The organism is Micromonospora sp. WMMD558 (assembly GCF_049315255.1).
In the GTDB taxonomy this organism is placed as follows: Bacteria; Actinomycetota; Actinomycetes; order Mycobacteriales; family Micromonosporaceae; genus Micromonospora.
On the sequence record NZ_CP186061.1, the window covers coordinates 1,432,982 to 1,447,215 of the forward strand.

General features: G+C 74.1%; 11 protein-coding genes. 7 read left to right on the forward strand and 4 right to left on the reverse strand.

Features of this window, described 5'->3' with window-relative positions:
* Nucleotides 1-53: 53 nt before the first annotated feature.
* Nucleotides 54-794, reverse strand: a complete 741-nt coding sequence (gene grpE / locus ACN26Y_RS06975; protein ID WP_155329490.1) for a nucleotide exchange factor GrpE — start codon at nt 792-794, stop codon at nt 54-56.
* Between the two features lie 33 nt (nt 795-827).
* Nucleotides 828-2,720: a molecular chaperone DnaK gene (dnaK, locus tag ACN26Y_RS06980; RefSeq protein ID WP_155329491.1), complete on the reverse strand. Its 1,893-nt coding sequence runs from the start codon at nt 2,718-2,720 to the stop codon at nt 828-830.
* 196 nt (nt 2,721-2,916) lie between these two features.
* On the opposite strand from dnaK, the gene ACN26Y_RS06985 reads away from it, so the two are divergent.
* The 3 genes from ACN26Y_RS06985 (at nt 2,917) to ACN26Y_RS06995 (ending at nt 7,832) form a co-directional block, all read left to right on the forward strand.
* Nucleotides 2,917-4,743 carry a GTPase domain-containing protein gene (locus ACN26Y_RS06985; RefSeq protein ID WP_155329492.1) on the forward strand — a complete coding sequence of 609 codons (1,827 nt, stop codon included), beginning with the start codon at nt 2,917-2,919 and terminating at the stop codon, nt 4,741-4,743.
* A gap of 17 nt (nt 4,744-4,760) precedes the next feature.
* A complete protein-coding gene (locus ACN26Y_RS06990) occupies nt 4,761-6,422 on the forward strand; it encodes a GTPase (RefSeq protein ID WP_155333968.1) in 1,662 nt (553 codons plus the stop codon).
* 189 nt (nt 6,423-6,611) lie between these two features.
* Nucleotides 6,612-7,832: a hypothetical protein gene (locus ACN26Y_RS06995; RefSeq protein WP_155329493.1), complete on the forward strand. Its 1,221-nt coding sequence runs from the start codon at nt 6,612-6,614 to the stop codon at nt 7,830-7,832.
* Nucleotides 7,833-7,893: 61 nt separating this feature from the next.
* Here the strand turns inward: ACN26Y_RS06995 and ACN26Y_RS07000 are convergent, their stop codons facing one another.
* Both ACN26Y_RS07000 and ACN26Y_RS07005 read right to left on the reverse strand, forming a co-directional pair.
* Nucleotides 7,894-8,451 carry a phosphatase PAP2 family protein gene (locus ACN26Y_RS07000; protein WP_155329494.1) on the reverse strand — a complete coding sequence of 186 codons (558 nt, stop codon included), beginning with the start codon at nt 8,449-8,451 and terminating at the stop codon, nt 7,894-7,896.
* Between the two features lie 101 nt (nt 8,452-8,552).
* Nucleotides 8,553-9,485 (reverse strand): hypothetical protein, encoded by a 933-nt coding sequence (locus tag ACN26Y_RS07005; protein WP_422734495.1) that lies wholly within the window; start codon nt 9,483-9,485, stop codon nt 8,553-8,555.
* A 514-nt stretch (nt 9,486-9,999) separates the two neighbouring features.
* Here ACN26Y_RS07005 and pdhA point away from each other — a divergent pair.
* The 4 genes from pdhA (at nt 10,000) to ACN26Y_RS07025 (ending at nt 14,019) form a co-directional block, all read left to right on the forward strand.
* Nucleotides 10,000-11,175 (forward strand): pyruvate dehydrogenase (acetyl-transferring) E1 component subunit alpha, encoded by a 1,176-nt coding sequence (gene pdhA, locus ACN26Y_RS07010; RefSeq protein WP_155329496.1) that lies wholly within the window; start codon nt 10,000-10,002, stop codon nt 11,173-11,175.
* Nucleotides 11,175-12,164, forward strand: coding sequence for an alpha-ketoacid dehydrogenase subunit beta (locus tag ACN26Y_RS07015; RefSeq protein WP_155329497.1), 990 nt, complete (start codon nt 11,175-11,177; stop codon nt 12,162-12,164). Before pdhA ends, ACN26Y_RS07015 begins: the two co-directional genes overlap by 1 nt.
* Nucleotides 12,161-13,654 carry a dihydrolipoamide acetyltransferase family protein gene (locus tag ACN26Y_RS07020; RefSeq protein ID WP_422734496.1) on the forward strand — a complete coding sequence of 498 codons (1,494 nt, stop codon included), beginning with the start codon at nt 12,161-12,163 and terminating at the stop codon, nt 13,652-13,654. Before ACN26Y_RS07015 ends, ACN26Y_RS07020 begins: the two co-directional genes overlap by 4 nt.
* A gap of 227 nt (nt 13,655-13,881) precedes the next feature.
* Nucleotides 13,882-14,019: a hypothetical protein gene (locus tag ACN26Y_RS07025; RefSeq protein WP_196255796.1), complete on the forward strand. Its 138-nt coding sequence runs from the start codon at nt 13,882-13,884 to the stop codon at nt 14,017-14,019.
* Nucleotides 14,020-14,234 lie beyond the last annotated feature (215 nt).

The window sequence follows — 14,234 nt, forward strand, 5'->3', positions numbered from 1 at the left end:
CCCGCCCGCCCGGAGCGGGCGGGCGGGACGGTCCGGTCATCGTGTCGCGCCACTTACTCGGGGTCGGCCACGGCGACCAGCGCCGGCCGCAGCAGCCGCTCGCCGATCTGGTAGCCCCGTCGCATCACCTGCACGCAGGTCGGCTCGGTGACGTCGGCCGAGGTCTGGTGCGCCACCGCCTCGTGGAGAGTCGGGTCGAACGGGTCGCCCTTCTCCCCGAACGGGGTCAGGCCGAACTTGCCGAGCGCGGTGGTGAGCTGGTCGGCAACCGCGCCGAACGGCCCGACCAGGTCGCCGTGCTCGCGAGCCCGGTCCAGGTCGTCGAGGATCGGCAGCAGCGCGGCCAGCACCGCCCCGGTCGCCTGCTCGGTGACGAGGCCCCGGTCCCGGTCCACCCGCTTGCGGTAGTTGGCGTACTCCGCCGACACCCGCTGGAGGTCCCGGGTCCGCTCGTCGAGGTCGGCGCGCAGCGCCTCCAGTTCGGCGCCGAGCGACGTCGCGGCGGCGGCGTCGACCGGCTCGGCCGGCGCGTCCACCACCGGCGGACCGGCCTCCGCCTCGGCGGCCTCGACCTGGATCTCGTCGACCACGACCTCGGCCTCCTCGACCAGCCCCTCCGCCGGGACGTCCGTCCCGGCGTCGGCGGCAGCCGCGTCCGCGCCCGCGGTCTCGGTGATCTTGCGCTTGTCACGGATGACGACCCGCGGCTCCTCGCCGGCCTTGCCGGCGGACGCGGAGCCACCCGGCGCCGACCCGGTGCTGTCCGGGTCGGCGGCTCGTGGCTTGTCCGTCATGCGGCTACCTCATCCCTCTGCGTGGGAGGACCGTCACTTCTTGTCCTCGTCCACGATCTCCGCGTCGACCACGTCGTCGGCGCCGCCGGCCTGAGCACCGCCGGCCTGGGCACCACCGGCCTGGGCACCGCCGGCCTGGGCACCGCCGGCCTGGGCACCGCCGGTCGCACCGGCGCCCGCCTGCTCGCCCTGCTGCTGGCTGTAGAGCAGGGAGCCAGCCTGCTGGGAGACCTGGGCCAGCTTCTCGTGCGCCGACTTGATCTTCTCGATGTCCTGACCGCCGAGCGCGCTGCGCAGCTCGCCGAGCGCGTCGTTGATCTGGTCCCGGGACTCGGCGGGCAGCTTGTCGCCACTCTCGGCGAGGAACTTCTCGGTCTGCCACTGGAGCGCCTCGGCCAGGTTGCGGGTCTCGGCCTCGTCGCGGCGCCGCTTGTCCTCCTCGGCGTGCTCCTCGGCGTCCCGGCGCATCCGCTCGATGTCGTCCTTCGGCAGCGAGGAGCCGCCGGTGATCGTCATCTTCTGCTCCTTGCCGGTGCCGAGGTCCTTCGCGTGGACGTTCACGATGCCGTTCGCGTCGATGTCGAAGGTGACCTCGATCTGCGGCACGCCGCGCGGCGCCGGCGGGAGACCGGTCAGCTCGAAGGTGCCGAGCTTCTTGTTGTACGCCGCGATCTCACGCTCGCCCTGGAAGACCTGGATCAGCACCGACGGCTGGTTGTCGTCCGCCGTGGTGAAGACCTCGGAGCGCTTGGTCGGGATGGTGGTGTTGCGCTCGATCAGCTTGGTGAAGATGCCGCCCTTGGTCTCGATGCCCAGGCTCAGCGGGGTCACGTCGAGCAGCAGGACGTCCTTGACCTCGCCCTTGAGCACACCGGCCTGCAGGGCGGCACCGACGGCGACGACCTCGTCCGGGTTGACGCCCTTGTTGGGCTCCTTGCCGGTGAGCTGCTTGACCAGGTCGGTCACGGCCGGCATGCGGGTCGAGCCGCCGACCAGGATGACGTGGTCGACGTCGGAGACCTTGATCCCGGCGTCCTTGACGGCCTGCTCGAACGGGCCCTTGCAGCGGTCCAGCAGGTCCTGCGTCATCCGCTGGAACTCGGCCCGGCTGAGGGTCACGTCGAGGTGCAGCGGGCCGGCCGCGCCGGCGGTGATGTACGGCAGGTTGATGTTGGTGGTGGTGGCGGCGGACAGCTCGATCTTCGCCTTCTCGGCCGCCTCCTTGAGCCGCTGCATGGCCATCTTGTCCTGGGACAGGTCGATGCCGTGCTCGCCCCGGAAGGTCTTCACCAGGTGGTCGATGATCCGCTGGTCCCAGTCGTCGCCGCCGAGCTGGTTGTCACCGCTGGTCGACTTGACCTCGACGACGCCCTCGGCCAGCTCCAGCAGCGACACGTCGAAGGTGCCGCCGCCGAGGTCGAAGACCAGGACGGTCTGCTCCTTGGAGCCCTTGTCCAGCCCGTACGCCAGGGCCGCCGCGGTCGGCTCGTTGACGATCCGCAGCACGTTGAAGCCGGCGATCTCGCCGGCCTCCTTGGTGGCCTGGCGCTGGCCGTCGTTGAAGTACGCCGGGACGGTGATCACGGCGTCGGTGATCTGCTCGCCCAGGTACGCCTCGGCGTCCCGCTTGAGCTTCATCAGCGTGCGGGCCGAGATCTCCTGCGGCGTGTACTTCTTGCCGTCGATGTCGACGGACCAGTTGGTGCCGATCTCCCGCTTGACCGAGCGGATCGTCCGGTCCGGGTTGGTCACCGCCTGGCGCTTGGCGACCTCACCGACGAGCACCTCGCCGTTGCGGGCGAACGCGACGATCGACGGGGTCGTCCGCGAGCCCTCCGCGTTGGCGATGACGGTGGGCTCACCGCCCTCCAGGACGCTGACGCAGGAGTTCGTCGTGCCGAGGTCGATACCGACCGCACGTGCCATCTTCGCTTCCTCGCTTCGTTCGTTTGAGCAGGTGACGGGCACCGCCCGCAGCACACCCACCACAAGTTGAGTGAACTTGGCTCAATAGTGCCACGCCGTCGGCGATCGTCAAGTCGAGGTTGAGCCGACCCGACGCAACCCACCCGTTATTACCGTCCGGTTGTTTTCCATTGCATCGGTCGGGCACGCTTTAGCGGTGACGACGCACGGCGATCCCGCCACCCAGTCCGCCGCGCCCGCCGTCGCTGCCCGCACCGGCCCCACCGACGCCGGGGAGGCCCCGGCCACCACCGGGGACGACACCCTGCCCGCCGCGCTGACCGGCCTGCGCGCCGCGATCGGCACGGCGCACTTCCCGCTCGCGCTGCCCTCGGCCGAAGCAGCCACCCGGGTCGGCCGGGCGCTCACCGACCAGCTCGACGACTACCTGCTGCCCCGGCTCCGCCGGCTCGACGCCCCCCTGCTCGTGGTGGTGGGCGGCTCCACCGGCGCCGGCAAGTCGACCCTGGTCAACAGCCTGGTCAAGGCCCGGGTGAGCGCCGCCGGGGTGCTCCGCCCCACAACCCGCTCCCCGGTGCTGGTGTGCAACCCGGCCGACTCGAGCTGGTTCCGCCAGGGCGAGCTGCTGCCCGGCCTCACCCGCACCGGCGCCCCCAGCGAGGACCCACGCACCCTGCACCTGGTCACCGCACCGGCGCTGCCGCCCGGGCTGGCCTTCCTCGACGCCCCCGACATCGACTCGGTGGTCGATGCCAACCGGGCCCTCGCCGGCCAACTCCTCGCCGCCGCCGACCTCTGGCTCTTCGTCACCACCGCCGCCCGGTACGCCGACGCCGTCCCCTGGGAGCTGCTGCGCACCGCCCAGGCCCGGGGCACGGTCATCGCCATGGTGCTCGACCGGGTGCCGCCAGAGGCGGGCGACGAGGTGGCCGCCCACCTCTCCGAGATGCTCGCCGACCAGGGCCTCGGCTCCGCGCCGCTGTTCGTCCTCCCGGAGACCTGGGTGGACGGGCAGGGCCTGCTCCCCGAGCAGGTCACCGCGCCGCTCGCCGACTGGTTCGCCCGGCTCGCCGCCGACGCCGACGCCCGGGACGCCGTCGTCCGGCAGACCCTCGACGGGGCGCTCGCGACACTCCACCCGACCGTCGAAGGCCTCGCCGAGGCCGCCGAGGAGCAGCTGGCCACCGCCGACGCACTCGACGAACGGGTCGCCGCCGCGTACCGGAACGCCCACCGCACGGTCGAGCAGGGGCTCTCCGACGGGCGGCTGCTGCGCGGCGAGGTGCTGGCTCGTTGGCAGGAGTTCGTGGGCACCGGAGAGCTCTTCCGCACGCTCGAGGCGCGCATCGGGCGCCTGCGGGACCGCATCGTCGCCGCGGTGACCGGCCGCCCCGCCCCCGCCGCCGAGCTACGCGTCGCGATCGAGTCCCAGCTGGTCACGCTGCTTCGCGGGGTCGCCTCGGAGGCGGCGGAGACCGCGCACACCGCGTGGCGGGCGCACCCCGCCGGGACGGCGCTGCTCGACCCGGAGCTCGCCCACCCGTCACCCGACCTGCCCGAGCGCGCCGAACGGCTGGTCCGCGAGTGGCAGCGCGGGGTCCTGGAGCTGGTGCGGGTTGAAGGGGGCGACAAGCGCTTCGTGGCCCGGACGGCCGCGTACGCGGTGAACGCCACCGGGCTCGCCGTCATGATCGCCGTGTTCGCGTCGACCGCCTTCATCCCCACCGGGCTGGAGGTCGCGACCGGGGCCGGCACGACCGTCGCCGGTCAGGCCGTGCTCCAGGCCATCTTCGGCGACCAGGCGGTGCGTACGCTGGCCAACAAGGCCCGGACGGACCTGCTGGCGCGGGTGCGGACGCTGCTGGACGAGGAGGCCGCGCGCTACCTCGGCCGGACGGCGGCCGCGCGGCCCGCCCCGGAGACCGCCGAGACGCTGCGCCGGGCCGCCGACCGGGTGGAGCTGGCCCGGCGCCGCAGCGGCCTCGCCGTCGACGCGCCGGCCGAGGAGGACGGGCCGCGGTGAGCAACATCGTCGGGCGGATGCGCGAGGCGTTCCGTGGTCAGCAGCGGGTGGACGCCAATGGCCTGGTCGCCCGGCTGGAGGCGGTCAGCCGGTTCCTCGCGCTCGTCGACGGCCACCTACCGGACAAGCAGCTCGTCGCCGCGCACACCCTGGTCGAGCGCGCCGGCACCCGGCTCGCGCTCTCCCGTGACCACACCGTGGTGGCCCTGGCCGGCGCCACCGGCAGCGGCAAGTCGAGCCTGTTCAACGCCCTCGCCCGGATGGAGCTGTCGCCCGTCGGGGTACGCCGTCCGACCACCGGCGTCACGCACGCCTGCGTCTGGGGACCGCTCGACGACGCCACCCGGCTGCTGGACTGGGTCGGCGTGCTGCCCCGGCACCGGTTCGTCCGGGAGAGCGTGCTCGACGGCGACGACGAGTCGACCCTGCACGGGCTCATCCTGCTCGACCTGCCCGACTTCGACTCGGTGCAGCGGTCCCACCAGCTCGAGGTCGACCGGCTGCTCGGCCTCGTCGACCTGGTGGTCTGGGTGGTCGACCCGCAGAAGTACGCCGATCGCGTGATCCACACGAGCTACCTGCGCGAGTTCCACCGGCACCGGGACGTCACCCTCGTCGTGCTCAACCAGGCCGACCGGCTGCCCCCGGCCGAGCTGCCCCGGGTCGTCGCCGACCTGCGTCGGCTGCTCGACGCGGACGGCCTGGACGGCGTACCGCTGCTGGCCACCGCCGCCGTCGACCCGGACGGCATCGCCGGGCTGCGGGAGGCGCTGGAGCGGACGGTCGCCGAGCGGCAGGCCGCGCTGCGGCGGCTGCGCGGCGACCTGGACGCGGTGGTGGCCGACCTGACCGAACTGGTCGACGCGGGCGAGCCGGCCGGGTTGAACGACTCCACGGTCGCCGGGCTGCACCGGGCCCTCGCCGGCGCCGCCGGGGTGCCCGCCGTCGCCGAGGCGGTGGAGGCGGCGTACCGGCACCGGGGCGCGGCGGCGACCGGCTGGCCGCTGGTCCGGGGCTGGCGGCGGCTGCGGCCCGATCCGCTGCGCCGGCTGCACCTGCCGGGCGCTCCCGGCGACGGCACGGACCCGGCGGAGAGTCTGGTCGCCGCGACCTCGGTGCCCGATCCGACCGCCGCGCAGCGCTCCGCGCTCGGGCTGGCCATCCGGTCGGTGGCCGACCGCGCCGGCGCGGGCCTGCCCGCGTCCTGGCCGGCGGCGGTGACCGCCGCCGCCCGCTCCCGGCTGGCCGACCTGCCCGACGCGCTGGACGGCGCGATCGCCCGCACCGACCTCGGGATGGGCAGCCGGCCGCTGTGGTGGCGATTCGTCGGGGGCCTCCAGTGGCTGGTCACGGCAGCGGCGGTGGTCGGGCTGGGCTGGCTGGCCCTGGGGTACGCGCTGCGCGCCCTCGGGCTGCCGGAGCTCGACGATCCGACCGTCGGCGTGGTGCCCCTGCCCACCGTGCTGCTGCTCGGCGGCCTGCTCGCCGGGCTGCTGGTGGCGGCGTTGACCCGGCCCGCGCTGCGGTGGGCGGCGCGGCGGGCACGGCGGCGGGCCGAGCAGCGGCTCACCGCCGCGGTGGCGGACGTCGGGGCGGCGTACGTGCTCGTGCCGGTGCGCGGCGTGCTGGCGTCGTACGCCGAGGCCCGCCGGACCCTGGCGGAGGCCGCCCGGCACTGACCGGGCGCGGCGGACGCCGGGCAGCTCCGCGCGACACGCCGAGCCCCGGTGGAGACACGCCGAGCCGCTGCCGAGAGACCCCAGGTCGCGGCCGGGAGATGCCGGGCCGGGGCCGCCCGAGCCGCACCCGCGGAGGTGCCCACACCGCTCCAGCCGACCTGGGAGCCCGTCGCGGCGTAGGGTCGGTGGATGGGAACTCCGCAGACCCCTTACGACGCGGTGCTGCACGCGGCCCGCGACGTGGCCAAGCTCGACAACGCCCTGGACGCCGAGATGCTCGGCGCGGCGTTGCTCGGCAGCGTGTACGCGGTCGCCGAGACCCGGCGCGACGACGCCGTCCGCGATTTCGTCGGCGACTTCCTCGCCGCCACCTCCCGCCGGCGCGCGGCGGCGGCGACCACCATCCGCTCGGTCTTCGCCGCCCTGGTGCCGGACGCGGCGGGAGCCGACCGGGTCCGCCCCGGCGCCGCCGCCCCCGCCTGGTCGGGTCAGCTCGGCCGGGTCCACCTGACCGGCTGCTGGTCGTACGGGGACGTGTACGGCGACCAGACCTCGTACCTGGCGACGTTCGCGTACGACGACCCGGCGGGCGGGCCGGAGCACGCGCTCGTCGCGCTCGTCGACCACAACATCGGGATCACCAAGGACGTCTTCGTGGGTGGCCCGCCCGCCCGCGTCCTCGACCAGATCCGCCGGATGTGCGCCGGTGACGAGCTGACCTGGTTCCGCGACGAGGAGCCGGCGCGCATGCACGCCGAGGTGACCCGGCACCTGGCCGTCACCGACGACCTGAGCGAGCTGCCCGGGGAGGGGTCGCTGGCCACCGACCGGGCGCTGGTCGGAGCTCGGCTGGCCCTGCTGCCGGTGGGCCGGCCGGCGCCGGTCCGGGTGGTGGAGCCGCTCACCGCCGCGGAGCGTACGGACCTCGTCCGGCGGTTCCTCGCCGCACCGGAGGCCACCCGGTTCGGGCTGGACGCCGTCGACGGGGCCCAGCTCGCCTCCCTGCACTTCTGCCTCGGCCTGCTGCTCGACCACGCGGCCACCTTCACCGACCCCGACCCGCTGCGGTGGAGTCCGACGGTGGCCGGGCTGTTCCTGCTGGACTGGGTTCACCGGCGGGCCGTGCTGGACATGGACGACGCGGCGCTGCTGCCCCGGGTGATGCGCGGCTGGGCCGCGTACGGCGCCCGCAAGAAGGGGCTGCCGGAGACCGCGGCGGCCCGGACGGACGCCGCGATCGAGGAGATGGTGCCGGAGTTCGCGCGCCTCTACACCACGGGTGAGCGGCGCAGCCCGGCGACCGCGGCGGTCGCCCAGTTGCTGGCCGACGGCGTCGACCCGGACGACCCGGCCGCGCTGGACGCCTGGATCGAGGCCAACCGCCACCACCTGACCGACGACGGCGCCTGAGCCTCGGCGCCCGACGTCCCACCCGGTCAGGCGTGGGCGGGTCGGTCAACGGTGGACGGGGTCACCCGAGGGTGCCGTACACCAGGCCCGCCACCAGGGCGCCGAACACCCCACCGGCGACCACCTGCGGCACGGTGTGATCCCGCAGCCGCACCCGGGACCAGCCGACCAGGGCCAGCAGCGGTGCGGCGACCAGCAACCGCGCCCCGAAGGTGAGCACCAGGACGACCACCGTGCCGGCCGCGACCGCCGAGTGGATCGACATCTTCCACCAGTGGCTGACCGCCACGGCGACCACCAGCCCGACCAGCCCGGCGGCGGCCAGGCCGAGCACCGGGCGCGGCGCACCGAGCACCGCGAGCAGGGCGAGGCCCGCGGCCACCGAGCCGAGCCCGAACAGCAGCGGGACGCGGCGCTGCTCGCGGACCCCGACGTGATGGTCGGTGAGCCGGCCGCGGCGGACCCCGCCGACGATGTACGCGAACGGGATGCCGCTGACGAACACGGTGGCGAGCAGCCCCCACGCCAGACCGTCGAGGCCGCCCCGGGCGCTGTGCCAGGCGACCGTGACGGTGAGGACCGAGACCAGGATCGCGGGCGCGGTCGCCTCGGTGACCATCCGCGCCAGCCTGACCCCTCGGGCCGGGCCGGGGCGGTCCGCTCCGGCCGGCGCCGTGCCGCTGCCGTCCCGTTGCCGGTCGGCACGTCGGCGGCCGGGGCTCACCGGCCCTCGGTGGTCGCCGTCGTCGCGGCCGGCGACCGCGACGGCCGCCCCGGTACGGGTACGGCCGGGGAGTCGGCAGCCGGCGTCGTGCCCACCGGGACCGGCGGCGGCACGCTGGTCGGCGCCGGGTCGGCGGGGGGCGGTGACGTACGGATGGGATCCGCCGGGGGACCATCCGTCGGGCTGGGGTCGGCCGGCCCCGCCGGCTCCGGCCGACCGGTGGGCACCGGTCCGGACGGCTCGCCCGTCGGCTCGGGCTCCGGGGGCTCACCGGTCGCGGTGGGCGCGTCCGGCTCGTCGCTGGGCGTGGGATCCGACGGCGGCCAGCTGTACGTCGGTTTCACCGACGGGGTCGGACCCTCGGTCGGTGTGGGGCTCCCCGTCGGATCGGGCGTCGGGCTCGGCATGGCGGTCGGCGTCGGGACCGGCGCCGGCGGGGACGGGGACGGCGTCGTACCCGGCGGGGATGGCGGCGTACCGGGCGGGGGTGGTGGCGCGGGAGCCGGTGCGGGGCCGTCCTGCGCCGGCCGGCCGGCGGCACGGGCCGGACGCCCCACCGGCCGCACGACGGAGCGCCAGGTCGGGGCGTTCGGGACGTCCACGGCGGGCGTCGGCGTGGGCGACGGCACGACGCCGGGCTGGCTGGTCGCCGGCAGCGGGATCACCACCGGACCCACGGACGGGGTGGGGATGAACGGGGTGCCGGCGTCGGGAAGGGCGGTGCTGCCGACGGTGGCCGAGCCGGTGCTGATCGCGGCGAGGATCGGCATGGAGGCGGTGCCGGCGAGCAGTGCCACGGTGAACAGGTAGCCCCGCGACGGGCCGCCGCCGGCGGGTGCCCGGTGGGCGCCGACGAGCCGGCGGTAGCCGGTACCCGAGCGGTGCCGGCCGTAGACCGGCGGCCGTGGAGCGTCACCTGGCTCGGACACCGCACATTCCTCCTCGTCGTCCCCTACAACGGCGGGCGACCGCGGCCGGCCCGGGAGCGGCGCGGCGATCCCGCGTTCCTCACCCTGGCGTAGTCACGCTCAGTCAGCCAACCCGTTACAGCGTGTCGACACGCCTATATGCCCGAACGGTGACAAACCATCACCGGAAAGTCGGTGCGTCGATGGAGCAGACACCCGGCAATCCGTGTAACGAAGCGGACCGGCGGTGAGGTGCGGGCCGGTCGGGCTGTGGGCCCGCTCACGTGTGATGCGAATATGGACCACGACGGCAACGCAGCCGGGGTCGCCGCGCACCCCCGCGGACGGCCCGGCTGGGCGCCGGCGCTCCCGAACCGGATCCACTCCCCTGGATCCGGCTCACGCCGCGCGGCAACCCCCACCGGGGCTAGGCGCGGTCGCCAGGAACCGGTCCGGCACCAGCCGGACAGGCGCAGGAGTTGCGCGTTGCCGGGTGACCCCCCGGTGCCGGCGCAGACACGACAGGGAGAGACGGATGGCAAAGGGCGACCCCGGGGTCACCAGAGGCGGACGACGGGCCGCACCCCGGTCCAGGAAGGGCGCGACCGGCGACCCCGAGCTTGTACAACTGCTCACCCCCGAGGGTGAGCGGATCGACAGCGTGACGGGGCCGGACGGCACCGAGTACCGCGTCGACTTCACCGACGAGGAGTACCGGGGCCTCTACCGGGACCTGGTGCTGGTGCGGAAGCTGGACGCCGAGGCGACCGCCCTGCAGCGGCAGGGCGAGCTGGGCATCTGGGCGAGCCTGCTCGGCCAGGAGGCGGCGCAGGTCGGGTCCGGCCGGGCGCTGCGCACGCAGGACATGGCCTTCCCGACCTACCGGGAGCACGGTGTCCTCTACTGCCGGGGCATCGACCCGATCATGCCGCTGGGCCTGTTCCGCGGCGTCGACCAGGGCGGCTGGGACCCGAACGAGTTCAAGTTCAACATGTACACGATCGTGATCGGGGCGCAGACCCTGCACGCGACCGGGTACGCCATGGGTGTCGCCATGGACGGCAAGACGGGCACCGACGACGGCGAGGCGGTGATCGCGTACTTCGGCGACGGCGCCACCAGCCAGGGTGACGTGAACGAGTCGTTCGTCTGGGCCGGCGTCTTCAACGCGCCGCTGGTCTTCTTCTGCCAGAACAACCAGTACGCCATCTCCGAGCCGCTGGAGCGGCAGACCCGCATCCCGCTCTACCAGCGGGCCGCCGGCTTCGGCTTCCCCGGGGTCCGGGTGGACGGCAACGACGTGCTCGCCACGTACGCGGTGACCCGGCAGGCGCTGGACAACGCCCGGCACGGGCAGGGTCCGAGCCTGATCGAGGCGTACACGTACCGGATGGGGGCGCACACCACCTCCGACGACCCGACCCGGTACCGGATCGCCAGCGAGGTCGAGGCCTGGCAGGCGAAGGACCCGATCGCCCGGATGAAGGCCTTCCTGGAGAAGCAGCAGATCGCCGACGCGGACTTCTTCGCCGACGTCGACGAGCAGGCCAAGCGCGAGTCGGTGCACCTGCGCGAGCGGGTACTCGCCATGCCGAACCCGGAGCCGACCACCCTGTTCGACCACGTCTACCCCAACGGGTCCCCGCTCCTCGACGAGCAGCGGGAGCAGTTCAGCAAGTACCTGGAGTCGTTCGAGGGGAGCGCGCACTGATGGCCACGGAGACGCTCACCCTCGGCAAGGCCCTCAACGTCGGCCTGCGCAAGGCCCTGGAGAACGACCCGAAGGTCGTCATCATGGGCGAGGACGTCGGCAAGCTCGGCGGCGTCTTCCGGATCACCGACGGGCTCCAGAAGGACTTCGGCGACCAGCGGGTGATCGACACGCCGCTCGCCGAGTCCGGCATCATCGGCACCGCGATCGGCCTGGCCATCCGCGGCTACCGGCCGGTCTGCGAGATCCAGTTCGACGGCTTCGTCTACCCGGCGTACGACCAGATCGTGTCGCAGGTGGCGAAGATGCACTACCGCTCGCGCGGCAAGCTGCGGATCCCGATGGTGATCCGCATCCCGTTCGGCGGCGGCATCGGCGCGGTCGAGCACCACTCGGAGTCGCCGGAGGCGTACTTCGCGCACACCGCCGGCCTCAAGGTCGTCTCCTGCTCCAACCCGCAGGACGCGTACGCGATGATCCAGCAGGCCATCGCCTCGGACGACCCGATCGTGTTCCTCGAGCCCAAGCGCCGCTACTGGGAGAAGGGCCCGGTCGAGGTCGACGCGCCGCTCGGCGACGCGTACCCGCTGCACGCCGCCCGGGTCGCCCGGCCCGGCACCGACGCCACCCTGCTCGCGTACGGGCCGATGGTGCGTACCTGCCTGGACGCGGCGACCGCCGCCGCCGAGGACGGCCGGGAGCTGGAGGTCATCGACCTGCGTACGCTCTCGCCGCTCGACCTCGGCGTGGTCTACGAGTCGGTGCGCCGCACCGGCCGCGCGGTGGTGGTGCACGAGGCGCCGTCCAACGTCGGCCTCGGCGCGGAGATCGCGGCCCGGATCACCGAGGAGTGCTTCTACTCCCTGGAGTCCCCGGTGCTGCGGGTGACCGGCTACGACACCCCCTACCCGGCCGCCCGGGTGGAGGAGGAGTACCTGCCCGACCTCGACCGGGTGCTCGACGCCGTCGACCGCACCTTCGGCTGGTGAGCGGCATGTCGCGGATCAAGGAGTTCAACCTTCCCGACCTGGGCGAGGGCCTGACCGAGGGCGAGATCCTCAGCTGGCTGGTCAAGGTCGGCGACACGATCGAGCTGAACCAGCCGATCGTCGAGGTCGAGACCGCCAAGGCGGCCGTCGAGATCCCGGCGAAGTGGGCCGGCAAGGTCCAGGCGATCTTCCACGGGGAGGGCACGACCGTCGAGGTCGGTACGCCGATCATCGCGATCGACACCGACCCGGGCGCCGGCCCGCTGGACACGCCGACCACCACCGGCGCGCCGGACGGGGACCTGCCCACCCCGTCGGCCGCGTCGCTCGCGGCGGTGGAGGTCGCGCCGGCCGAGGGCGCGGTCGAGCCGGGCCTGATCGGTGGCCCCGCTCCGGGTGGCCGGACGGCGGTGCTGGTGGGCTACGGCCCGCGTACGACCGCCGCGAAGCGCCGCCCGCGCAAGGGTGAGGTCCCGGCGCAGGCCCAGGCGGCGCCCGCGCCGGTCCAGCCTGCCCCGGAGCCGGTCCGGCCGGCCCCCGCGCCGGTGGCCGCGCCGCCGGCGGGCGGCCGCAACGGGCACGGCGGCGCCATCGCCGGTGGTCTCGTGCTGGCCAAGCCGCCGGTACGCAAGCTCGCCAAGGATCTCGGCGTCGACCTGTCGACCCTGACCGGCTCGGGCCCGCTCGGCTCGATCACCCGGGAGGACGTCCAGCGGGCGGCGAGCGGCACCCCGGCGGCCGAGCCGCTGGCGGCGGTCCCGACGGCGACGGCGGCGGCGAGCTTCGGCGCCGACCGCGAGCAGCGGATCCCGGTCAAGGGGGTCCGGAAGCTGACGGCGGAGAACACGTCCCGCTCGGCGTTCACCGCGCCGCACGTGACGGAGTTCCTGACCGTCGACGTGACCCGGGCGACGAAGGCCCTGGACCGGCTCCGCAGCCGGCGGGAGTGGCGGGACGTCCGCGTCTCGCCGCTGCTGCTGGTCGCCAAGGCCGTGCTGCTGGCGGTCAAGCGCCACCCGATGGTCAACTCGACCTGGGCCGGCGACGAGATCGTGGTCAAGGAGTACGTCAACCTGGGCATCGCGGCGGCCACCGAGCGCGGTCTGATCGTGCCGAACGTCAAGGACGCCGGTCGGCTCACCCTGCGGGAGCTGGCGGACGCGCTGACCGACCTGGTGCAGACGGCCAAGGCCGGGAAGACCTCCCCGGCGGACATGTCCGGCGGCACCCTGACCATCACCAACGTCGGTGTGTTCGGGGTGGACACGGGTACGCCGATCCTGCCCCCGGGCGAGTCGGCGATCCTGGCGTTCGGTGCGGTGCGCGAGATGCCGTGGGTACACAAGGGCAAGGTGCGCCCGCGCCAGGTCACGACGCTCGGCCTGTCGTTCGACCACCGGATCATCGACGGGGAGCTCGGGTCGAAGTTCCTCCGGGACGTCGGTGACTTCCTCGCCGATCCGGAGGCGGCGTTGCTCGCCTGGACCTGACCGGTCCGCCTCGGCTGAGCGATGGACGGCCGGTGTGCCACGGGTGAACGCCCGGCACACCGGCCGTTTCCGTTCGGCGACGGAACTTCGGCCCCGACCCCCGTCTGACCTTAGATTGTTAGGCAGGTGTCTCAGCTCACCTAACAATCGATGGAAATCTTGGGCTGGACGCGGTTAAATAGGAGTCACCAGGGGCCAACAACCGAATAGCCAGGATGGAGAGACCCATGAGCATGATCGAGCGAATCCGCAACCGCCGCGACGCCAACCGCCGCGCCCGCGCCATCGAGCGCGCGCTGCGCTCGGCCAACTCGCCCGCGGTACGCGACGAGATCCTCGCCATCGCCCAGCGTCACATGCACTGACGCTCCACGACGTTCCTCGCCTCCTCAGCCGACGGCCCGCCCGGGTTCACCCGGGCGGGCCGTCGGCGTTCACCCGGACCCACCGGTCGGCCGCCCCACACCGGCTGGCACCGGGATTCCCCCATCACCCCGGCGCCCGGTACGGTGGGATCCGGTCGTCGCCCGCCCGTCGGGCAGGTCGGTTCCGATAGAGGCCGATCGACACGGTCCGGCGA

Bases quoted from the DNA above. Each gene is read 5' to 3' on its own strand.
- ACN26Y_RS07000 (WP_155329494.1), bottom strand. From the start codon at position 8,451: ATGGTCACCGAGGCGACCGCGCCCGCGATCCTGGTCTCGGTCCTCACC.
- grpE (WP_155329490.1), bottom strand. From the start codon at position 794: ATGACGGACAAGCCACGAGCCGCCGACCCGGACAGCACCGGGTCGGCG.
- ACN26Y_RS07025 (WP_196255796.1), top strand. From the start codon at position 13,882: ATGAGCATGATCGAGCGAATCCGCAACCGCCGCGACGCCAACCGCCGC.
- dnaK (WP_155329491.1), bottom strand. From the start codon at position 2,720: ATGGCACGTGCGGTCGGTATCGACCTCGGCACGACGAACTCCTGCGTC.
- ACN26Y_RS06995 (WP_155329493.1), top strand. From the start codon at position 6,612: ATGGGAACTCCGCAGACCCCTTACGACGCGGTGCTGCACGCGGCCCGC.
- ACN26Y_RS07015 (WP_155329497.1), top strand. From the start codon at position 11,175: ATGGCCACGGAGACGCTCACCCTCGGCAAGGCCCTCAACGTCGGCCTG.
- ACN26Y_RS06990 (WP_155333968.1), top strand. From the start codon at position 4,761: ATGCGCGAGGCGTTCCGTGGTCAGCAGCGGGTGGACGCCAATGGCCTG.
- pdhA (WP_155329496.1), top strand. From the start codon at position 10,000: ATGGCAAAGGGCGACCCCGGGGTCACCAGAGGCGGACGACGGGCCGCA.